Raw genomic sequence first — 21,599 nt, 5'->3', positions numbered from 1 at the left:
GCCGGGGGGGGGGCGCGGCCCCCCCCCCCCCCCCCCCCCGACCGTGTCCCGGACGGCGATTGTCAGTGCGGGCTGCCAGGCTGTCCTGCGTCGGGATTCGTCAGTACACGAAAGGCGTGATCATGCTTTCGACGACGTACGTACCGGGCGCGCCGAACTGGCTCGACCTCGGTGTGCCGGACGTGGACGCGGCCGCCGCGTTCTACGGCGCAGTGTTCGGCTGGACGTTCCAGTCCGCAGGGCCGGAAGGCGGCGGCTACGGCTTCTTCCACCTCGACGGCAAGAGCGTGGCCGCTGCCGGTCCGCTGACCGAGGAGGGCGCTTCTCCCTCTTGGACCGTCTACTTCAGCACCCCTGACGCCGACGGTGTCGCCAAGGCGGTCGAGGCGGCCGGAGGCACGGTCCGTGTTCCGCCCGGCGATGTCTTCACGGCGGGGCGCATGGCCGCGTTCACGGATCCGGCCGGCGCGCAGTTCGCGGTCTGGCAGCCCGGTGACGTCCAGGGTCTCGAAACGGTCATGCAGCCCAACGCGCTGTGCTGGACCGAGCTCTACGCGACCGACGCCGGCGCGGCCAAGGACTTCTACCGCCAGGTGTTCTCCTGGCAGTACCAGGACATGCCGACGGGCGACGGCGGCCCCCCGTACACCGTCGTCGCCCCGGCCGGTTCCGCGGACGTGGGCGAGGCGGGCCACGGCGGCATCATGCAGCTCCAGCAGGAGAACCTCGACGCCGGGTCCGGCGCCGAGTGGCACCCGTACTTCGGCGTCGAGGACTGCGACGCGACGTACGCGGCCGCCGCCGAGCGCGGCGCCACGACGCTCTTCCCGCCCATGGACGTGCCCGGCGTCGGCCGCCTGGCGATGGTGAAGGACCCGTTCGGCGCCACCTTCGCCCTCATCAAGGGGGACCCGACCATGGGCTGACGGACGAGCGGACGTGATCAGCGCACGACGAGGACCAGCTTGCCGCTCGTGCGGCCGGTCTCGCCCAGCTCGTGTGCCTTGGCGGCCTCGGCGAGCGGGAAGGTGCCGGCGATCGTCGCGCGGAGCGTGCCCTTGGCGATGAGGTCGGCGATCGCGTTCATTCCGGCGTGGTCGGCCTCCACGAGCATCTCCACGCCCCGTACGCCGAGCCGCTCGGCCTGCTCGGCCAGCTCCGTGGTGCCGGTCGGCAGTATGGAGACCAGCAGGCCGCCCGGGCGCAGCGTGGGCAGGGACCGGGTGCGGTAGTCACCTCCGATGGTGTCCAGGACGACGTCCACGTCGCGGACTGCCTCGGTGAAGTCGGTCGTCCGGTAGTCGATCAGCTCGTCGGCACCCAGACCGCGCACGAAGTCGTGCTTGGCCGCGCTGGCCGTTCCGATCACGTACGCGCCGCGCGCCTTGGCGATCTGCACGGCGAGGTGGCCGACGCCGCCGGCGGCCGCATGGATCAGGACGCGCTGTCCCGGCTGCACCTGCGCCGTGTCGACCAGGGCCTGCCAGGCGGTCAGCGCGGCGAGCGGAACGGCGCCCGCCTGCACGTGGTCGACCTCGGACGGCTTGCGCGCGAAAGCGCGGGCGGGCGCGGTGACGTACTCGGCGTGCGAGCCCACGCCGTGCGGGTAGGGCAGCATGCCGAACACCTCGTCGCCGGGCTTGAACAGGGTCACACCGAGACCCGTCCCCTCGACGACGCCGGACACGTCCCAGCCCAGGACGAACGGCGGTTCGCCGAGGAAGATGCCGAGCGCCCGGTGCTTCCAGTCGGTCGGGTTGACGCCTGCGGCATGCACCCTGACGAGGATCTCGCTCGGTCCGGGTGCCGGGCGCTCGCGCTCGACCTCCTTGAGTACCTCGGGGCCGCCGAGGGTGTCCTGGCTGATGGCCCGCATGGTGGGTGCGGCGAGTGTGACGGGCGTGGTGGGTGCGGTGGTCTCTGAAGTGCTCATGGCTCCAGCGTGCCGTGGCCGGCCGCCCGAGAAAATGGCATGACTGCCACCATTCGATAGGATCGTGCCATGAGTGGTGGCAGCGATCGCAGGGGTGACAGCGGCGTCGGTGGTGGCGGTCCTGGCGGTGCGCACAGGGTCGTGGTGCTCGCGCTCGACGGGGTGCACCCGTTCGAGCTGGGCATCCCGCGGCGGATCTTCGGCGCCGCGGACGGCCGGTACGAGATCCGCACCTGCAGTGTCGACGGAGGCCCGGTGCGCACGGACGCCGATTTCCTGATCACCGTCGAGCACGGCCCCGAAGCGCTGGCCGAGGCCGACACCGTGGTGATCCCGCCGGTCGACGAGTACCCGCCCGACGGGACCGTGCTCCCGGGCCCGGTGGCCGACGCGCTCGCGCACATCCGGCCCGGCACTCGCATCATGTCCATCTGCACCGGCGCCTTCGTCCTCGCCGCGGCCGGTCTGCTCGACGGCCGCCGGGCGACCACGCACTGGTACCTGGCCGACCGGTTCCGACGCCTGTTCCCGCAGGTCAAGCTCGACCCCGATGTCCTCTTCGTCGAGGACGGCGACATCCTCACCTCGGCCGGTGCCGGAGCCGGTGTGGACGTCTGCCTCCACGTCGTACGCCAGGACCACGGCGCCGTCGTGGCCAACCATGTGGCGCGTAAGTGTGTCGTGCCGCCCTGGCGCGAAGGGGGGCAGGCGCAGTACATCCAGCAGCCCGTCCCCGAGGCGTCCGCCGCCGGTACGGCCGCCACGCGGGAGTGGGCGCTCGACCACCTCGACCTGCCGCTGACGCTGGCCGAGCTCGCGGACCATGCGCAGATGAGTCTGCGGACGTTCGCCCGCCGGTTCCGCGACGAGGCCGGGATGAGCCCCGGTCGGTGGCTCACCCAGCAGCGGGTTGCGAGGGCGCGTCATCTGCTGGAGTCCAGCGATCTGCCGGTGGACCGGATCGCCGGTGAGGTGGGCTTCGCCACGGCCGCGTCCCTGCGACAGCACCTGCACGCCGCGATCGGCGTCTCACCGCTGGCGTACCGGCGTACGTTCCAGGCGACGCGTCAGGTGCAGCGCGCCGGTGCGCCGGTCCGGTCGGCCGGGTGAGGTCGCGCGCGGTCGTGATCATGGAAGACGGCGGGGCAGGCGTGCCGGGTGACGGCGCGTCAGGCGTGGCGGCTGCGTGGGGCAGCGGCGGGCGAGGCGTGGGGGCTGCGTGGGGCAGCGGGGCGTCAGGATCGGGGTGCGGAACCAGGAGAAGGTGAGGCCCCTTGCCGCGCGCATGGGGACAACCGTCCTGTTCGTCACGTACTCCGCCGAGGCGCCCTGCTCGGCTCCCGCGTCCTCGTCAGGGCGGCGGCCCACGGCCGTGTGATCGACGCGGTGTCGATCCCGCTCCCGTGCGAGACGCACACGGACGTTGCCGCACCGCGCGCAGACCCCCGCTTCGCGGCGCTGCGCGCCGAGTTCGCGGAGGTCACGCGCGGCGCAGGACGGTCGCGGCCTGAAGGCGCCAGTCGCTCGACGCGGAATCAGAGGTTGCGGTCCAGCAGGTCGAGGAGAGCATCCCAGTGCCGTTCCGCGGCCTCGGCGTCGAAGCGGTTGGTGTCCGCCATGGTGAAGCCGTGATGGGCGCCCGTGTACACCTCGGAGTGGTGTCGGACGCCGGCGGCGGAGAGCGCCTTGTCGAGGCGTTCGATCTGCTCGGGCGGCATGGACGGGTCCTGGTCGGCGTGACCGAAGCAGAGCTCCGCGGTGATTCGGCCGGCGAGGAGGTGGGGGCTCGTGGGCTCGTCGGTGGCCAGACCCGCGCCGTGGAAGCCGGCCGCGGCAGCGACCCTCTCGGGGTGGCTGCCCGCGGTGAGCACGGCCAGGCGGGCGCCCAGGCAGTAACCGGTGACGCCGACGGGTCCGGGGGCCGCCGAGGGGCAGTCGGCCAGCCAGGACAGATAGGCGGCGGAGTCGCGTGCCACCGCGTCCGCGGTCAGGTCGCCCATGAGGGGGACGATCTGCTCGAACAGCGCCGGCCGTTCGGCGTCGGTGATGAAGTCGGGCAGGGCCACGACCGGCGCCGGGCCGTGGCGGTAGAACACGTTGGGGACGAGCACGGTGTACCCGGCCGCGGCGAGCCGGTCGGCCATCGCCCGCAGATGAGGGCGCAGCCCGAAGGCGTCCATGTAGAGGAGGACGGCCGGATGGGCGGCGTCGTCGTCGGGGTGGGAGAGATAGGCGTCGGCGGTGCCGTCCCCGGTGGGGATCTCGACGGTCGTACTGCGTGTGGCGGTCATGGCGTGCAGTCTGTCAGGGAGTCTTGTGGGGAATGTCCTCCGGGCCGGGTCGGCACCGGTCGTTGCCCCATAGGACGTACAAGTCCGGGCCGGGGCCGATCACTTGGGTGTGCCTCGGCAGGGGGCGACTCGGCAGCACGATCCGGTACGTGGCCCCGTCCATCCCCCCACTCCACCGGGAGGCCGCGTGCCCCGTCGGCGAATATCGACGGGGGAGCGCGTGTCCACTACCCCCGCGGAAACACCGGGGGGAAGAGTTCGTCCACCGGGCGTCGGCGGTGGTCCCGCTCCGGGTACGCCGCACGCATCACGTCGAACAGCTCCTGCCCGGCGCGCCTCAGGGCGGGGAGGTCGACGCCGGGGATCGAGCCGTCGCGCATGACGACCTTGCCCGCGACCATCGTCAGGACCGCGTCGCGTGCGGTGCCGTTGAGCACGAGGGTGCGCAGCGGATCCTCGGTGACGCCCATGCGGAAGTCGTCGAGGGCGAACGCCGCGAGGTCGGCGGTGGCCCCCGCGGCCAAGCGGCCGAGGTCCGGCCGGTGCAGTGCGTTCGCGCCACCGGTCCAGAGCGCTTCGAAGTAGCCGGCGAGGTGGCCCTGACCCAGGTCGCCGGCCTGGATCTTGGCGACCTGGGTGCCGACGTCGATGCCCCGGATCAGGTCCGGCGGGAAGGAGTCCGTGCCGAGACACAGGTTCACTCCCTGCGCCCGGTAGCCGCCGAACGTGTGCAGGTTGTGGGCGTACCGCGCGTTGGTCAGCGGGCAGTGCACGATCGACACACCTGCGTCGGCGAGCACCGCGACATCTCCGGTGTCGGCCCCGAGCACTTCCGGGTGTACGTCCAGGACCACTCCGTGCGGAACGATCAGCCGGTCCGACAACAGCCCTGATTCGGCGATGAGTTGAAGCGGCGTACGCCCGTAGGTGCGCTGGACGAAGTCGCGTTCGGACATGCCCTGCAGGGCGTGCAGGCGTACCAGCGCGCCGCGTTCGTGCGCGGCCCGGGCGACGTCGCGCAGGAGGTCCGGGGTGAGTGTCTCGATCCGGCAGGGGAGCAGGACCCCGGTCAGCAGTGGGTCGGCCAGCTGTGCGGTGTGGTCCAGGAAGCGCAGCGCGTCGGCGAGGCCGCGCCGTCCCGCCTCCTCGTCGAACCGCACCGTGCGCTTTCCGTCCGCGCCGATCACGTTGACGCCGGACCGGAACGACGGGCCGAGGAAGGCGCGGAGACCCAGTTTGGTGGACACCTCGGCCATGGCCACGAAGTCCTCGAACGTCTCGGCCCAGTCGCTGTGCACCTCGGAGGCGATCGGCATGTAGCTGGTGACGCCGTGCAGGGCGAGTTGGGTCAGCGCGTACTCGCGCACCGTGCGCCGTTGCGCCGCGTCGAACACCGCCCGGGGCGCGGCGAAGTAGTCCGTCGACCAGGTGAAGCCCGAGGACAGGTCCGGGGACGCCCACGAGTCCAGGATCAGGTGGTCGATGTCGGTGAGGGCATCGAGGTCGATGAGGCCGGGAGTGATCACCGCGTCACCGAGGTCGAGGTGTTCGTCGACCCGGTGGCGGGCGAGTTCGCCGCGCGCGCCCACGTCGACGATCGTGTCGCCGTCGATCAGCACGGCTCCGTCGGAGATCTCCACGTGCGAGCTTCCGTCGTGGGCGATCACCCAGGAAGCGGTCACCAGGGTTCTCATCGTCATCCCTCTCAGATTTGGTACACCAACTAGGCGAATCGGCCGCCGAAATCCGCGGGTTCGGGCAGCTGCGCCACGCCCTCGCACAGGCTGCCGGCGCCGGGCTCGCGTCACGTTCCGCATGACCATAACCCGTCGATGACTAGGGAAGTAAGACTGATTTGCGGTCTGCGCAACGGTGCTGCACCGGATGTCACATCACCCTGGTGGAAACCGTGATTCTTGGTATACCGTTCCGGCCACCCACACCCCCGAGCACCGAAGGATCGACGTGCCGGATCCGCAAGAGTCGACGAGTCCGACGCGCCGAGCCGGCGCTCCGGAGCCCTCCGAAGGGCAGGTGGCCACCCTGCCTCCACCGGAGTCCGAGGCCGCACCCACCGAGCGTCAGACGACCGCCGAGATCGCCACCGCGCGGTCGCTGCTCGGCACGGCATGGCTTCGCATCAGGCGCAGCCGGATCGCCGTCGCCGCGCTGATCGTGGTGGCCTCGATGCTGCTGTTCGCCGTCCTGGCTCCGGTGTTGGTGGCCATCGAGGGCTCCGACCCGTTCACTGCCCGGACCGGGCCCGAGTTCCTGGACGACTTCGGCACACCGGGCCTGCCGCTGTCGTACTACCGCTTCCCTTCCGGCGAGCACTGGCTCGGTCTCGAACCAGGGCTCGGGCGCGACATCTTCGCCCGCATGGCCTACGGCGCGCGGATCTCCCTCACCATCGCGCTGCTGTCGACGGTGGTGTCGGTGGTCCTCGGCACCGTGCTCGGCGCGGCCGCCGGATACTTCGGCGGCAAGGTCGACATGGTGATCAGCCGCGTGATGGACCTTTTCCTGGCCTTCCCGCACCTGCTGCTCGTCCTGTCGCTGACCCCGATCCTCCAGTCGCGGCTGCGGGGCACCTCCCTCGACTCGGGCAGCCTGGTGCCGATCGCCTCACTGGTGATCATCCTCGGCTTCTTCGGCTGGGCGTACCTGGCGAGAGTCGTGCGTGGCCAGGTCCTCTCGATCCGGCAGCAGGAGTTCGTCGAGGCCGCGCAGGCCTATGGTGCCTCCCACCGGAGCATCATCTTCCGGCAGATCATCCCGAACGTCATGGGGGTCGTGCTGGTCTACGCGACCATGATGATCCCCACCAACATCACCGCGGAGGCGGCCCTCTCGTTCCTCGGCGTCGGGGTCAAGGACCCCACGCCCTCCTGGGGCCAGATGCTCAACGCGGCCCAGTCGGGGAACTGGTACCTCTCCGACCCGTGGTTCCTGGCCGTCCCGGCCGGCGCACTGGTGATCACCGTGCTCGCCTTCAACCTGCTCGGCGACGCGGTCAGGGACGCCCTCGACCCCAAGTCCTCCCGAAACTGATCCACCCACCTCTGGGCTCTTGCCTCACCTCAGAGCCTCTGCCTCACCTCTGAGTCCTTGTCCCCCTCTCATCCTTTTTTGCTCCACCTCGGATCGGCCCATGACGTGCGCCGTCCCTTTCCCGTCCGCAAGGAGATGCAGTGAACAGAAGCACCAAGGCGGCGCTCGCCCTGACGGTGAGTGCCGGGATGGCCCTCACCGCGTGCGGCGGCCCCAAGCCCACACCCGGTGACAGGGCCGGCGCCGAGGCGGACGCCTACGCGCCCGTGACGGTCGGGAAGGGCTACGCCACCAAGGGCGGGAACATCAACGTCCTGATGTCCTCCGACTTCCAGACCCTGGACCCCGGCAACAGCAACTATGTCCAGACCGCCAACGTCGGGCAGCTGTACTACCGCACCCTGACCATGGCCAAGGAGACCGCAGGCCGGCCGCCGACCATCGTGCCGGATCTGGCCACCGACCTGGGCAAGGCCTCGGCCGACGGCCTCACCTGGACGTACACCCTCAAGAAGGGGCTGAAGTTCGAGGACGGCACACCGATCACCAGCAAGGCCATCAAGTACGGCGTCGAGCGCACCTATGCCCGCGACGTCTACACCCAGGCACCGCAGGAGCTGAACTCGGCCCTGGCCGACGACGGCTACAAGGGCCCGTACGCCGGCGGCGACTTCAAGGCGATCGACACCCCGGACGAGCACACCATCGTCTTCCACCTCAAGCAGCCGTTCGCCGAGTTCCCCGCGCTGGTGTCGCGGTCGAACACGGCGCCGGTGCCGAAGGACAAGGACACCAAACTCGACTACACCAATCACCCGGTCTCCTCGGGCCCGTACAAGATCAAGTCGTACGACCGCGGACGCTCGATGAAGCTCGTGCGCAACGACCAGTGGGACCCGGCCACCGATCCCAACAGGCCCGCTCTGCCCGACACGTTCACCTTCACGCTGTCCACCGCCCAGGCCACCATCAGCCAGCAGTTGCTCGCCGACTCGGACCCGACGGCGATCACGCTGGACAGCAACGGCGGACTGCAGGCGTCCGACGCGGCCAAGCTCAACGACCCCAAGGTCAAGAAGCGCACCGCGGCCGGTCTGCTGGGCTGCACGGACGTGCTCAACTTCAACACCGAGACCATCAAGGACCCCGACGTCCGCAAGGCGATGGCACTCTCCATCGACCGCGGCTCCATCCAGGTCCAGTACGGCGGCGCACGCTTCGGCAAGGTGGCCCAGTCGTACATCAACCCCGCCCAGCGCGGTTACGTCACCCAGCACACCGACCTGGACCCCGCGGGCAAGCCGAAGCTGGACGAGGCCAAGAAGCTCCTCAAGGGCAAGAAGTTCCCCAAGAAGCTGGTCTACGGATACGCGGACACCAACGCCCGCTACAAGAACGTCGGCACCGTGCTCCAGCAGAACTTCAAGAAGCTCGGCATCGACCTGCAACTGCGCCCGATCCCGGCCGCCAACTACTACACCGTGCTGGCCGGTGACCAGATGCCGGACATCGCCCGCAGCGGCTGGTGCGGCGGCGCGGACAGCGGTTCGGTGCGCACCACCGTCGACCCGAACGTGGGGCCGAGCCTGGACGGCAAGACCTACGGCTTCTCCAACATCCCGCGCTTCCACGACCCGAAGATCGCCCGCGCCATGTACGAGCTCCGCGGCACCAACGGCACCAGCGAGGAACTGGGCAAGAAGTGGGCCACCCTCTTCGACCGAACCATGCAGGCCTACCCGCTTGTCCCGCTGGTGCGCAGCTACACCAGCAGCGTGGTCGGCTCCAAGGTCCGAGGCGCCCAGATGGGCTACTTCTTCGGGGCCATCGACCTGTCGACCGTCGGCACCGAGCACTGACGCACGCCGCACAAGAGAGGTAGTCGAACGGTGAGTTCATCCCGAGCCGGCAGGTCGCACCCATGACCAGCTTCCTGATGCGGCGCTTCGTCGCGATGATCGTGCTCTTGTTTGTCATCAGCTTCGTGACGTTCAGTCTGTTCCAGCTCGGCCCGGCGGACCCGGCCGCGGCGGCCTGCGGCCAGGAGTGCACACCGCAGCGCATCGCCGAGGCCCGGATCGCGCTCGGGATGGACAAGCCGTTCCTCACCCAGTACTTCACGTACATGTCGGGGCTGGTGAGCAGCCACACCGTCGGCGCGCCCGGCGCCGAGACCCTGTGCAACTGGCCGTGCCTGGGCAAGTCGTTCCAGACCAACGAAGACGTCACCACGATCATCGGCCGGGCCCTGCCGTACACACTGTCGGTGGCGAGCGGTGCGATCGTGCTGTGGACCATCGCCGGTGTCGGCCTCGGCCTGCTCGCGGCGCTCCGCAAGGGCCGGTTCGCCGACAAGCTGATCGTCGGGGGCGCCTCCGTCGGCGTATCGCTGCCCATTCCGGTGACGGGCCTGTTGCTGCTGCTCCTGTTCGTCAGCACGCTGCACCTGCTGCCGTTCACCACCAACGAGATAGCCACGCCGTTCGACGCGGCGGGTCCCGGCGGCTGGCTCCTGAACTACCTGCTGCCGTGGGTGGCGCTGGCCGTGCTGTTCAGCGCGCAGTACATCCGGGTCACCCGGAGCAACATGCTGGAGACCTTCGGGGAGGACTTCATGCGCACCGCCCGCGCGAAGGGACTGTCCCGGCGGAACATCGTGTTCAAGCACGGCGCGCGGGCCGGCATCACTCCGGTCGTCACCATGCTCGGCCTCGACATCGGCAGCCTGTTGGGCGGAGCCGTACTCACCGAGCAGATCTTCTCGGTGCCGGGTGTCGGATTCACCGCGGTGCACGCCGCCCAGTCCGGTGACCTGCCGGTCACCATGGCCATCACCATGATGGCCGCGTTCTTCATCATTGTCGCCAACGTCCTGGTCGACATCGCCTACGCGGTGATCGACCCGCGAGTGAGGGTCGCCTGATGACCACGCCCGAAGCCGCGCCCATGCTGGCCATCCGCGATCTACGGGTGAGCTTCCCGACCGACGACGGTGTGGTGCACGCCGTCAACGGGATGGACCTGACCCTGGCGCGCGGGGAAACCGTCGGAATCGTCGGCGAATCCGGCTCCGGCAAGACCGTCACGAGCCAGGCGCTGATGGGCCTGCTCAAGGACACCACGGCCGCCGTCAGCGGGCAGATCCTCCTCGACGGACAGGATCTCAACGCGCTCACGGAGACGCAGATGCGCGCCTACCGCGGCAAGAAGATCGCGATGATCTTCCAGGACCCGCTGTCGGCCATGCACCCCTTCTACCCCGTCGGCGCACAGATCGCCGAGGCCTACCGGGTGCACAACGACGTCTCCAAGAAGGCCGCGGCGCGGGTCGCCGTCGACATGCTCGGCCGCGTCGGGATCCCCGACCCCAAGCGCCGCTACGCCGCCTACCCGCACGAGTTCTCGGGCGGCATGCGCCAGCGCGCGATGATCGCCATGGCGCTCGTCTGCGAACCCGAGCTCCTGATCGCCGACGAACCCACCACCGCCCTCGACGTCACCGTGCAGGCCCAGATCCTCGACCTGCTCAACGAGCTGCAGGACGAGACCGGCACCTCCGTGATCCTGGTGACCCACGACCTCGGCGTGGTCGCCGAGGTGTGTCACCAGGTGGTGGTGATGTACGGCGGGGAGTGCGTGGAGCAGGCGACCGTCGCGAACCTCTTCAAGGACCCACGACACCCCTACACCCAGGGTCTCCTCGCCTCGATGCCGTCACTGGCACAGCGCTCCGAACGGCTCAGCCCCATCCCGGGCTTCCCGCCGTCGCTGCTGGCGCTGCCCGACGGTTGCCTCTTCGCCGACCGCTGCCCGAAGACACACCTGGTGCCCGACGACGCCTGCGGTACGCGCCGCCCGGCACTGACCGGCCTCGACGGGCACCCGTCGCGGTGCCACCTCGAGACGCCGCAACCGACCGGAGAGGTGGCCCGATGACGCCGCTGCTGGAGGTCACCGACCTGACCAAGCACTTCCCGACCCGCTCCCGTGGCTTGCGGCCCGGCGGCGGTGCGATCAAGGCCGTGGACGGCGTCAGCTTCTCCGTCGACGCCGGGCAGACCCTCGGCCTGGTGGGGGAGTCCGGCTGTGGCAAGTCGACCACCGGCCGTCTGCTCATGCGCCTCCTGGAGCCGACGTCCGGGAGCGTCCGGCTCGACGGCCGGGAGATCGCCGAGCTGCGTTCGTCGGAACTGCAGGAGTACCGGCGCCGGGTGCAGATGGTGTTCCAGAACCCGTCGTCGTCGCTGAATCCCCGCCAGTCCGTGGGCAGCGCGATCGCCGCACCGCTCCTCGCCCAGCGGATCACCCCGGCCGGCGGCGTCAAGGCCAAGGTGCGGGACCTGATGGACCGGGTGGGGCTGCGCCCCGACCATTACAACCGCTTCCCGCACGAGTTCTCCGGCGGCCAGAAGCAGCGCGTGGGCATCGCCAGGGCGCTCGCCCTCGACCCGCAACTCATCATCTGCGACGAACCGGTGTCCGCACTGGACGTGTCGGTACAGGCGCAGGTCATCAACCTCCTCGAGGACATCCAGCGGGACACCGGGGTGGCCTATCTCTTCATCGCCCACGACCTGTCCGTGGTCCAGCACTTCGCCGACCGCATCGCGGTGATGTACCTCGGCAAGATCATGGAATACGGCGACACCCCCCGGGTCTTCGGCGCCCCGGAACATCCCTACACACGGGCGCTCCTGTCCGCCGTACCGCAGCCCGACCCGGCGGCGGACCGCAGCGGGCGGATCCGGCTGAAGGGCGATCTGCCCAGCCCGGCCGACCCGCCGCGCGGCTGCGTGTTCCAGTCCCGGTGCCCCGTGCACATACAACTGGACCCACAGCGGCGCCAGTTGTGCACGGAGAGCGTGCCGAGCGGCGACATCGCCTGCCACCATGCCGACGTCGCGGCCGAGGCGCCGGCCACGACGGCCCGATAATCAGGTTTCTGTCCACATGAACAGCAGTACCGCGCACCAGAGCACCACCAGGCACAGCAGAGAGGTGACAGCAGTGTTGATCCGTGACGTCCGTCCGTGGGGTGGCGAGCGCAGCGACGTCGTCCTGTCCGGCGACCGCATCGCGGCGATCCGCCCGCACGACCCGGCAGCGCAGCCGTCCGATGACGTGGTGGACGGCCGCGGCCGGCTGCTGCTCCCGTCGTTCAGCGACGTGCACGTGCACCTGGACTCGACCCGGATCGGCCTGCCGTTCCGGCCGCACACCGGTGGTCCGGGCGTGTGGACGATGACGATGAACGACCGGGAGAACTGGCGCTCCGCGGAGGTCCCCCTGGCGGAGCGGGTGGCCGGCACCCTGGAGCGGATGATCGCGCGCGGCACCACCCGCGTGCGGTCGTACGCCCAGGTCGACGTGGACTGCAAGCTGGAGAAGTTCGAGGCGGTGGTGGCCGCGAAGGAGAAGTTCGCCGGTCAGGCCGAGGTCCAGATCATGACGTTCCCTCAGGCGGGCATCCTCCGCGAGAAGGGCACCGCCGAATACCTGGAGGCCTCGCTGAAGGCGGGCGCCGACGTGATGGGCGGCATCGATCCCTGCACCCTGGACCGGGACCCCAAGGGGCACCTGGACGTCGTGTTCGGGCTGGCCGAGAAGTACCAGGTCGAGGTGGACATCCACCTGCACGAGCCCGGCGAGCTGGGCGTGTTCTCCACCGACCTGATTCTCGAGCGCACCCGGGCCCTGGGCATGCAGGGCAAGGTCACGATGTCCCACGCCTACGAACTGGGCTCGGTCTCCGAGTCGGTGAGCCGCCGCATCATCGACGAGTTCGCCGAGCTCGACATCGCGATGGCCACCGTGGCGCCCTCGGCCCGCGGGCAGCTGTCGCTGGTGGACCTGACGGAGGCGGGGGTCCGCGTGGGCCTGGGCGAGGACGGCCAGCGCGACTACTGGAGCCCGTACGGCAACTGCGACATGCTCGATCGCACCTGGCAGCTGGCCTTCACCAACAACTTCCGCCGTGACGAGCTGATCGAGATGTCCCTGGCGGTCGCCACGATGGGCGGGGCCTCGATCATGAGCCACGACGTCGCCCGCCTCGCCGGGGTCGGCGACCGGCCCGGCCTTGCGGTCGGTGACCGCGCCGACCTGCTCCTTGTCGACGGCGAGACACCGTCGAGCGCGGTGATGGACCGCGGCACGGATCGCACCGTCCTGCACGACGGGGTGGTCGTCGCCGACCAACTGGCGCTGGTGCGCGGCTGATCCGAGCCCTCGGGCCTGCGGTCGAAGCCTGCGCGACAGCCCTCCCCATGTCTCCGACGGCGATCGGGGTCGCCGGGGGAGGGCTGATGCGCGGCTCGCGCCCGCGTGATCACCGACGTTGCGGGACTCCGTGGTCGTCGACCGGGATGCGGGTAGGACGGGCAGCGACGTCAGGCCGACAGGAGATCCCCCGGGCACGGCACGTGGTCCGAGCCGCGGGCGCCGGGTCGTCCGGACCTGGCCCTGCGGCTGCGGTCAGCGGCGCTTGTCGGCGATGGCTCGCCGGCTGTTCTCCAGGTGCTCGACGACGAGTTCCTCGACGCGAGACACATCGCGGTCCGCGACAGCGGTGTAGAGGGCCTCGTGCTCCAGCGCCATCGCGAGGAGGTCGTCGTGCCGGCCCAGCAGCCACCGCATCCGGCTGCGCAGCGTACCTTCGAGTTCGCTCAGCAGCTCGTTGGCCGCCATCGACGTCACCGTCTCGTGGAAGTCCGCTGCCGCGCGCCGGGCGCGCACCGCGTCGCCCGCCCTGGCGGCATCGAGTTCCTCGTCGAGGTTCGAGCGGAGCCGCCCGAGGCCCGCGCGGTCACCCCGCTGTGCGGCGAGACGGAACGTCATCACCTCAAGGGCCTCGCGGACCTCGTTCAGATCGGCGATGTCCGTAGGTGTGAACTCCCTGACGACCGCCCACGTACGCGGTCGTGGAGTGACCAGCCCTTCGGCGACGAGCACGCGCAGGGCATCGCGAACGGGTACGCGGCTCACCCCTATCTGCGCCGCCAGCTCGCGCTCGACGAGCTTGCTGCCCGGTTTGCGTACACCGTCGAGAATGTCGTCCCGGAGCTGCCGTGTCACCCGCTCGGACTCCGGCTCGAACTCCCCTGTACCTGCCATACCCCGAGTCTCGCACGGGAACGGAACCGTTCGGTGTGCGGTCGCGGTGAGGCGGCCCGGCACATCAAGGTGTGCGGGCGAGCTCGATGAGGTGCTGTGCCGTGGCTTCGGGGTCGACGATCTGGTGGAGGTGTTCGCCCGGCAGGTGTGCCACGCGGAGGCCGCGCTCGCGCGCTTCGGCGGCGACATCCTCGTACTGCGGGGCGAAGAGCAGGTACGAGCACGGGTGGTCGTCCCACCCGTCCGGGACCGGGATGTGCTGCTCGTAGTAGGACAGCGGCAGAGTGGGCTGTTCCTCGACGACGGTCCGACGCACCGCCGGATCGGAGAACATGGGTGCCACGTCGGCCTCGTCCCACCAGTCGGTCCATCGTGGCAGGGTGCCGTTCACGGCCATGGGGGTGAGGTACTCCAGCAACTCGGGTGGCGCGACGGGAGTCGGTCCGTTACGGGCGGGCAGCGCGGCATCGACGAAGACCGAGCCGCTCACCGGACGGTCGAGCCCCGCGCGGATCACGGGGAGGAACAGGCCGGCGTTGCTGTGTGCCACCAACGTGAGGGGGTTGTCGTCCGGAACGTGCCGGAGGTCGTCACGGACGGCGCTGACGACGCGGGGCCAGAAGGGCGGGGCGCCCGCGCCGACGTGCAGGAGAGAGGGGACGCGCACGTGGTGACCCCTCGCCTTGAGCTGCTCGGCTACAGGGTGCCAGGTCGAGGGACCCACGGAGGGGCTGTGTACGAGAACGAAGACCGGCTGCTGCATGCGACGATTCTGCCGCTCACGCGACGCGGGACGTGGGGTCTTGGCCGAGAGCAGAAGACTGCGTGCCGGCCCGGTGCGCCGGCGACGCAGAGCTTGTCCCCGCGCGGGTTGTCGACGCGCCGCGGACACGGCACGGCGACCTGCTCGTCGCGCCGTACGGCATGGGGGCCGTGGGACCGCCTCCCCGGCGACTTCCGCGAGGGAGACCGAAGCCCCGACCTGCGACCTTCGGTCCCCTCGATCGAACGCGGGCACCGGGGCCCGCCGGAGGCGTGAGATGACTGACCGTCAGGCGTACTTCCAGCGCCAGGCGTTGGAGCTGTACACGCAGGTGATGCGCGTGCCGGCCGCGTTGGTGGTGACGGCGCCGTGATCGCTGTTGCGGCAGAACTGCCCGGCCGAGTAGCAGTTGCCCGCGTTGGAGACGATCGAGCAGGTGCCGGTGGCGTCCTGGCTGCCGCTTCCGCTGCCCGTGTCGCTTCCGGTGTCGCTGCCGGTGTCCGCGGCAGGCCTGGCGGTCCTGGTGACCGTGACGGTGGGGCGCGGCTTCGCCTTGGCCTTGACGGTCTCGGTGACGGTCGGCGCGGGCTCCGGCGTGGCGGTCACCGTGGCGGTGACGGTCGGCGCGGGCTTGGCCTCGGCGGCGACGGGCTGCTGATCGCCGTTCCCGGCGCCCACTATGAGTGCGCCGGTGAGAAGCAGACCTGATCCGCCCAGCCACACCCTCTTGCGCTTCCGCAGAGGTCGGGCGTCAACCGGGCGCGGCGCGGGCGGCGTTGTGTATGCGTTGGTCATCGTGTCCCCCTGAGGTGCTACAGGTGGGACGACGCTATTACGCCGGCGGCATATGTGAAGGAAGTATGAACGGCAGGTGATTAATTTGTGACCTCGTGGTCGTGTGGCCCGCGAAGTCCCACTCCCTTGCGCGTGACGGTGACCTGCCCGAGCGGCTCGCGGCAGGCACGGCCCGGCTCACTGCCATCGCCGCGCATGGGCGGCAATGGCGCCCAGTACCTCCGGCATGTCCTGTTCCGGCGCGCCTATGAGTACCTGGGAGCCGCGGCCCGGGCCGTCGATGACCTCGCAGACCGCGACGAGGGGGTGGGTCGGCTCGCTCTGTTGCCCGCGGGACGTGTACCAACGCTGCTGCTCCGCTCTACGCGCGCGTGCCTCTTCGTCCAGGTAGGGCTGGATCGAGTACCGGCGTACTGTGCGCGGGTCGCTGCGGTAGGGCGGCCGTACGGCGAGCACCCGCAGCGGGCCCGGCAGCGGCTTCAGCGCCACCTTCGCGGCCGGGTCGGGGGTCGTGCCGATGACGTTCGGGCCGACGTACAGCGGGCCCTTGATGCCGAGTTTCCATGGGCCGGTGCCGGAGACACGGCCGTCCACCGGGTGCACTTCGACCGGCTGAACCGGCTCGACGTCGCACTTGCGCGGCAGCCGGTTCCGCGTCCACCGGCGCAGCCGGAGCAGAGCGGGGACCAGGAGGGTCACGGCCGCCACCGCGAAGCTCAGCACCACCGTCCGGGGCCGGGGTTCGGCCAATGCCGCCACTGCCCCGACGCCACCCGCGGTGGCCAGGGCGAGTACGGGTGCGAGCCACTGCCACGCCATCGTCAGCGGGTTGCGCCGACCGCGCAGCAGCAGCCACATCGCCGCCCACAGCGGCCCGAGTCCGAGCCCCCACAGGACGGAGGTCAGGGCCGCGGGCGCGGTGAAGAGCCGTCCGGGGTAGTGGCTGGTGGATACGACGGACCTGTCGTCGCCGCTGTCCTTCCCGGCTTGGATCATGCGTACCGAACCGCGCCACCAGAACAGCGTCACCGGCTCACCGGCCTGTGCCCGCCCGTACACCGAGTCCCGTTCGTCGGGGGAGCGGGTGTCGCTGTAGGTGAGTTCCATCGTGCGGTGGTGGTCGGCCCGGGTCAGTTCCAGGGTGTACTTGGTGCTGGAGCGTTTGGTCGTGTAGGTGGAGTCCCGCACGGCGACGCGTTCGCGCTGCAGGCAGTACGGCTTGCGGTTGAGGTCTCCGCACGTCTTCAACTGACCGGTGGGACGACCGTTCTCGACGACGGCCACCTTGGAGAAGTCGACGTCGTCCTGTCGTGCCTGTTGCGCGGTCCGCCACAGCGGCCAGGCCACCCCGAGCAGCACGACTGCCAGCAGCAGGCACACACCCGCCCGGACGAAGTCACCGATCCCGGTTCTCATATGGCCCTCGCTGCCCGAAGCCCTGCCCTGTGCCTCACCCTTCGAGGTGGGTGCCGGGAATCCTACTCACCTGGATCACGGAGTCGGCAGGTGGATGCGGCCGTCGTGCCCGGGCCCATGTCGACTCACAGCCAAGGCATCCGTGGACTGAGCGCCAACGACTTCCCGGCGAGGATCAGGGATTCTTTCCTGAGGCGTACGGCCCTGACCAGGCCCTGGACTGCTCGCTGTACGCCGTCCGCCGCCTGCGCGTCGAGTCACCGGCACGGGAGCCACGCCCCGCACCGCGCTGCCGGGAGCCACTGGGCTGCCCGCGACGGTGCGGCCAGGCGGGCCACCACTACAGGGGGAACATCCCATGCAGATCACCAAGCGAGTCGCCTCGGCCGCCGCCGGCGGCCTCATGACCGCCGCCGCGGCTCTCGGATTCGGAGCCGGGCCCGCGACCGCGGCGCCTTCGGTCTCCTTCCACAATTCGCCCGACCCGAACGGCACGACGATCTACGCCTACATCAACGGAGAGTTCGCCGGTGACGGCAGGTGGTACAAGGACCCGACCGGCACCCGGAAGGGCGACACCGTGTGCGCCGAGGACGGAACGGGCGACGGCTACTACATCCGCGCCGAACTCGCCGTCGGTCTCTCCGCGAACACCAACCACGACACCGCCCCGGCCGTCCACTGCAACACCCAGAACCTTCCGGAGGGCCACACCTTCCACATGCGCGTCTGCGTGGTGAGGGGCGAGGCCATCTGCTCGCGGTGGTACTCCGTCACCGCGTGACCAGCTCCTGAGCGCTGCGCGGCCCCGCACTCCCAGAGTGCGGGGCCCGTGTGTCGGCCGACCGCGGCCGACGTCCCGGGGCTGGTCGCGTGAGGGCGCGCCGCGGTGGTGGCGGGGGAACGGGCCGTAAATGACGAGAGGTTCACTGATCGCGCCGGATACCTTCGTTCGCATGGCAGATGAGGTATTTCGGCATCCACGGCTCGCCGCGGTGTACGACGCGCTCGATCCTGACCGCAGCGACCTCGACGCGTACGTGGGTATGGCGCAGGAGTTCGGAGCGCGTCGGGTGCTGGACATCGGCTGCGGGACGGGAGTGTTCGCGCTGCTGCTCGCCGGTCGGGGGATCGAAGTCGTGGGGGTCGACCCCGCACAGGCGTCCGTCGACACGGCCCGTGGCAAGCCCGGCAGCGAGCGGGTGCGCTGGATCTGCGGCGACGCGACAGCGCTCCCGCCCCTGAGGGCGGATCTGGCGACCATGACCGCGAACGTCGCGCAGGCCATCGTCGACCCGACACTCTGGCGGCGGACCCTGCAGGGGGCGTACGAGGCACTGCGGCCCGGCGGGCGCCTGGCGTTCGAGACGCGGGACCCGGCCGCACGTGCCTGGGAGGAGTGGAACCGCGAGGAGTCGTACGCGAAGGCGCGGATCCCAGGAGTCGGCATGGTCGAGAGTTGGGTCGAGGTGACCGACGTGAGCGGGCCGTTGGTGACGTTTCGGGGGACGTACATATTCGCCGAGGACGGTGAGGTGCTGACCTCCGAATCGACCCTGCGTTTCCGTGAACGGCCGGAGACCGAGGCTCAGTTGGCCTCGTGTGGCTTCGTGGTCGACGCGGTTCGTGACGCTGCCGACCGTCCCGGCAGGGAGTTCGTCTTCGTGGCGCGGCGTCCCGAGGGCCGGGGCTGAGCGCGGTGTCGTACGGCCCCCCGTTCGCGCGTGCACAGGCCCCGGCCCGGGATCGGCGTCGGATTCACACCTTGCCGAGCCATTCCGCGGCGGCGTCGAGCAGATGCGTGATCCCGTTGCGCAGCGCCGGATCCGCCACGGGGGCGAAGAACGGGGAGTGGTTGCCGTGCACGGTGGACGGCTGCTCGCCCGCCGGGTCGGCGCCCTCCCAGCTGCTGGGCTCCGTGCCGCCGAAGAACCAGAAGACGGACGGGCAGACGGCCGCGGTGGCGAGCAGGCCGAAGTCCTCGCTGCCCGACAGTGGGGAGCGCATGGTGTGCACCTGGGCGCCGCCCGCTGCGATCGCCTGGACGGTGCGCTCCGTCGCCCCGTCCGAATTGACCGTCAGAGGAAAGGAGTTGAGCTCGCTGAACTCCGGAGGGTGAGGAGCGCCGGAGGTCGCCGCCTCCCCTTCGACCGTACGGCGCACCGCGGCGAGCACCCGCTCCCGCACGGCGGGGTCGAACGTCCTGATGTTGATCTTGAGTTCGGCCTCCTCGGGGATGATGTTCTCCTTGGTACCGGCCCGCAGCGAGCCCACCGTGACGACCGCCGACTCCGTCGGTGAGACCTCGCGGGCCACGATCCCCTGCAACCGCATGACCGTCGCCGCCGCCATGACCACGGGGTCGACCGTGGTGTGCGGAGCCGAGCCGTGCCCGCCCCTCCCGAGCAGACGCGCCCTGAGGCTGTCCGCCGCGGCCATCAGCACACCGGCGCGCGTCGCCACCGAACCCAGAGGGAGGGGCCCCACGTGCTGGCCGAGCACCACGTCCGGCCGCGGGAAGCGCTCCAGGAGACCGTCGGCCAGCATGGCCCTGGCTCCGGCGGCTGTCTCCTCGCCGGGCTGGAAGATGGCCAGCAGCGTGCCGTGCCAGAGGTCCCGGTGGGCCGCGAGCTGGGCGGTGGCGCCGAGCAGAGCCGCCGTGTGCAGGTCGTGCCCGCAGGCGTGCATGAGCGGAACCGGCTCGCCGTCCGGCGACAGCGCGGTATCCGTGGACGCGTAGTCGAGTCCCGTCGCCTCGCGTACGGGCAGCCCGTCCATGTCGGCCCGCAGCGCGACCACCGGCCCTTCGCCGTTGCGCAGCAGCCCGACCACGCCCGTGCCGCCGACGCCCTCGGTGACATCCCAGCCCTGCCCGCGCAGCTCCGCGGCGACGATCCCGGCCGTGCGCTTCTCCTGCATGGACAGCTCGGGGTGGGCGTGCAGATCGCGGTAGAGCAGGCCGAGGCCGGACAGCCGGGCGTCGAGGCCGTCGCGCAGGGCAACGGCCTCGCGCGGCGCGGCAGCGGTCAGGGATCCGTCGGTCGCCATGTCAGTCCTCCCAGGTCTCCGGCGGGGTCGGGGGTCGACACCGGGCCGAAGTGAGTCCAGGATGGGGATCGTTGATCACTTGTCCGTGATAACGCAGGAATTCGACGGAGATCCACGAGCCATGCCCGATAGCAGCCCCGAAGCTTCGACCGGACACCGGGATGCGGCGGCCGGTTCGCTTCAGGAACCGGACCTGGCGTTGATCGAGGCTCTCCAGCACAGCCCGCGAGCGCCCTGGTCACAGATCGGGCCCGCGCTCGGCGTGGACGCCACCTCCGCAGCCCGGCGCTGGCACCGGCTGGTCGGCCAGGGGCTGGCCTGGCTGACGGCCTACCCGTCCGCGAGTATGACGAGCTTCGCCTACGTCGACGTACGCTGTCGCCCGACCACCGTCGACGAAGTGACACGCCACCTGTGTGCGCTGCCCCAGGTTCTCAGCGTCGAAGAGGTCACGGGTGACTTCGATCTGTTCCTGACCGTGGCGGCCCCGACGCCGGCCGCCCTCGCCGCGCTCGTACGCCGGGAACTGCCCGCCGCACCCGGGGTGGAGGCGACGGCCGTCCACCTCGGCCTGCGCCTCTATCAAGAGGGAAGTGGCTGGCGCATGCGGGCCCTGGACCGGCAGCAACGCTCACTCCTGGCGTCCCCGCAGCAACCTGCGCGCCGCTCCCCGACCGGAGCCACCGCCGACGCCGCCCTCATCGCCGCGCTCGGCAGGGACGGGCGGCGAAGCCATCAGGAGCTGGCCCGGGACCTGGGCGTCACCGAGGCGACGGTGCGCCGCAGGCTCCAGCGGCTGATGGAGACGCGGTCGGTCCACTTCCGCTGCGACTTCGCCCAGGCCGCCGCCGGCTGGCCGCTCACCGCCACCTACCGCATCGACCTCCCCGCCGACCGACTGACCGCGGCGGCACGCACGCTCGGCGTCATGCCCGAGGTCAGGCTGTGCAGCGCCGTCAGCGGGAGGGCCGACTTCCTGGTCATCGCCTGGCTGCGCACGACGGAGGACGTCACGGGTTTCGAGGCCCACATGCGTGAGCAGCTACCGGATCTGCGCGTGCTCGACCGCACGGTCACGCTGATCACTGCCAAGCGCATGGGCCGACTCCTCGACCCTCACGGCCGTGCGGTCGGCCACGTCCCGTGGGGCGACCTGTCCACCACACTCTGACGGAAGGCGGTGCTGTGT

19 protein-coding genes are annotated in these 21,599 nt (G+C 70.4%); 11 read left to right on the top strand and 8 right to left on the bottom strand.

Annotated features, from left to right (window positions below):
- Window positions 1-122: 122 nt before the first annotated feature.
- Entirely contained in the window at window positions 123-926 is an 804-nt protein-coding gene (locus ACFC96_RS35080; protein ID WP_376616019.1) for a VOC family protein, read from the top strand.
- Between the two features lie 17 nt (window positions 927-943).
- Here ACFC96_RS35080 and ACFC96_RS35075 read toward each other — a convergent pair whose 3' ends face one another.
- Window positions 944-1,933: an NADP-dependent oxidoreductase gene (locus tag ACFC96_RS35075; RefSeq protein ID WP_376616017.1), complete on the bottom strand. Its 990-nt coding sequence runs from the start codon at window positions 1,931-1,933 to the stop codon at window positions 944-946.
- 69 nt (window positions 1,934-2,002) lie between these two features.
- On the opposite strand from ACFC96_RS35075, the gene ACFC96_RS35070 reads away from it, so the two are divergent.
- Window positions 2,003-3,043: a GlxA family transcriptional regulator gene (locus ACFC96_RS35070; protein WP_376616015.1), complete on the top strand. Its 1,041-nt coding sequence runs from the start codon at window positions 2,003-2,005 to the stop codon at window positions 3,041-3,043.
- 425 nt (window positions 3,044-3,468) lie between these two features.
- On the opposite strand, the gene ACFC96_RS35065 is transcribed toward ACFC96_RS35070, so the two are convergent.
- Together ACFC96_RS35065 and ACFC96_RS35060 are read right to left on the bottom strand one after the other, a co-directional pair.
- A complete protein-coding gene (locus tag ACFC96_RS35065) occupies window positions 3,469-4,224 on the bottom strand; it encodes a dienelactone hydrolase family protein (protein WP_376616013.1) in 756 nt (251 codons plus the stop codon).
- 227 nt (window positions 4,225-4,451) lie between these two features.
- Window positions 4,452-5,924, bottom strand: coding sequence for a chlorohydrolase family protein (locus tag ACFC96_RS35060; RefSeq protein WP_376616011.1), 1,473 nt, complete (start codon window positions 5,922-5,924; stop codon window positions 4,452-4,454).
- Window positions 5,925-6,267: 343 nt separating this feature from the next.
- Here ACFC96_RS35060 and ACFC96_RS35055 point away from each other — a divergent pair, with 343 nt between their 5' ends.
- The 6 genes from ACFC96_RS35055 to ACFC96_RS35030 all read left to right on the top strand — a co-directional run bounded on the left by ACFC96_RS35055 (window position 6,268) and on the right by ACFC96_RS35030 (window position 13,494).
- Window positions 6,268-7,275, top strand: a complete 1,008-nt coding sequence (locus tag ACFC96_RS35055) for an ABC transporter permease (protein WP_376616030.1) — start codon at window positions 6,268-6,270, stop codon at window positions 7,273-7,275.
- Window positions 7,276-7,415: 140 nt separating this feature from the next.
- Window positions 7,416-9,134 carry an ABC transporter substrate-binding protein gene (locus ACFC96_RS35050; protein WP_376616009.1) on the top strand — a complete coding sequence of 573 codons (1,719 nt, stop codon included), beginning with the start codon at window positions 7,416-7,418 and terminating at the stop codon, window positions 9,132-9,134.
- A gap of 62 nt (window positions 9,135-9,196) precedes the next feature.
- On the top strand, window positions 9,197-10,198 hold the full coding sequence (locus tag ACFC96_RS35045) for an ABC transporter permease (protein ID WP_340456781.1): 1,002 nt from the start codon (window positions 9,197-9,199) through the stop codon (window positions 10,196-10,198).
- Window positions 10,198-11,211 carry an ABC transporter ATP-binding protein gene (locus tag ACFC96_RS35040; RefSeq protein WP_376616007.1) on the top strand — a complete coding sequence of 338 codons (1,014 nt, stop codon included), beginning with the start codon at window positions 10,198-10,200 and terminating at the stop codon, window positions 11,209-11,211. The genes ACFC96_RS35045 and ACFC96_RS35040 overlap by 1 nt, the downstream gene beginning before the upstream one ends.
- Window positions 11,208-12,209, top strand: coding sequence for an ABC transporter ATP-binding protein (locus ACFC96_RS35035; RefSeq protein ID WP_376616005.1), 1,002 nt, complete (start codon window positions 11,208-11,210; stop codon window positions 12,207-12,209). The genes ACFC96_RS35040 and ACFC96_RS35035 overlap by 4 nt, the downstream gene beginning before the upstream one ends.
- A gap of 73 nt (window positions 12,210-12,282) precedes the next feature.
- Window positions 12,283-13,494, top strand: a complete 1,212-nt coding sequence (locus tag ACFC96_RS35030) for an amidohydrolase (RefSeq protein ID WP_376616028.1) — start codon at window positions 12,283-12,285, stop codon at window positions 13,492-13,494.
- 255 nt (window positions 13,495-13,749) lie between these two features.
- Here the strand turns inward: ACFC96_RS35030 and ACFC96_RS35025 are convergent, their stop codons facing one another.
- The 4 genes from ACFC96_RS35025 to ACFC96_RS35010 form a co-directional block, all read right to left on the bottom strand.
- Window positions 13,750-14,388: a GntR family transcriptional regulator gene (locus ACFC96_RS35025; protein WP_340456778.1), complete on the bottom strand. Its 639-nt coding sequence runs from the start codon at window positions 14,386-14,388 to the stop codon at window positions 13,750-13,752.
- Between the two features lie 64 nt (window positions 14,389-14,452).
- Window positions 14,453-15,151, bottom strand: a complete 699-nt coding sequence (locus tag ACFC96_RS35020; protein WP_376616003.1) for an alpha/beta hydrolase — start codon at window positions 15,149-15,151, stop codon at window positions 14,453-14,455.
- A gap of 288 nt (window positions 15,152-15,439) precedes the next feature.
- On the bottom strand, window positions 15,440-15,946 hold the full coding sequence (locus ACFC96_RS35015) for a hypothetical protein (protein WP_376260997.1): 507 nt from the start codon (window positions 15,944-15,946) through the stop codon (window positions 15,440-15,442).
- Between the two features lie 177 nt (window positions 15,947-16,123).
- A complete protein-coding gene (locus ACFC96_RS35010; RefSeq protein ID WP_376616001.1) occupies window positions 16,124-17,362 on the bottom strand; it encodes a hypothetical protein in 1,239 nt (412 codons plus the stop codon).
- A gap of 358 nt (window positions 17,363-17,720) precedes the next feature.
- Here ACFC96_RS35010 and ACFC96_RS35005 point away from each other — a divergent pair, with 358 nt between their 5' ends.
- Window positions 17,721-18,146, top strand: a complete 426-nt coding sequence (locus tag ACFC96_RS35005; protein WP_340456774.1) for a hypothetical protein — start codon at window positions 17,721-17,723, stop codon at window positions 18,144-18,146.
- 172 nt (window positions 18,147-18,318) lie between these two features.
- Window positions 18,319-19,056: a class I SAM-dependent methyltransferase gene (locus tag ACFC96_RS35000; protein ID WP_376615999.1), complete on the top strand. Its 738-nt coding sequence runs from the start codon at window positions 18,319-18,321 to the stop codon at window positions 19,054-19,056.
- 64 nt (window positions 19,057-19,120) lie between these two features.
- Here ACFC96_RS35000 and ACFC96_RS34995 read toward each other — a convergent pair whose 3' ends face one another.
- Window positions 19,121-20,410 carry an amidohydrolase gene (locus ACFC96_RS34995; protein ID WP_376615997.1) on the bottom strand — a complete coding sequence of 430 codons (1,290 nt, stop codon included), beginning with the start codon at window positions 20,408-20,410 and terminating at the stop codon, window positions 19,121-19,123.
- A 121-nt stretch (window positions 20,411-20,531) separates the two neighbouring features.
- Here ACFC96_RS34995 and ACFC96_RS34990 point away from each other — a divergent pair, with 121 nt between their 5' ends.
- Window positions 20,532-21,581 carry an Lrp/AsnC family transcriptional regulator gene (locus ACFC96_RS34990; protein ID WP_376615995.1) on the top strand — a complete coding sequence of 350 codons (1,050 nt, stop codon included), beginning with the start codon at window positions 20,532-20,534 and terminating at the stop codon, window positions 21,579-21,581.
- The last annotated feature ends 18 nt before the right edge of the window (window positions 21,582-21,599 follow it).

The sequence above is a fragment of the Streptomyces sp. NPDC055955 genome, assembly GCF_042270245.1.
Taxonomy (GTDB): domain Bacteria; phylum Actinomycetota; class Actinomycetes; order Streptomycetales; family Streptomycetaceae; genus Streptomyces.
This window is presented reverse-complemented; position numbering and strand designations above follow the sequence as displayed.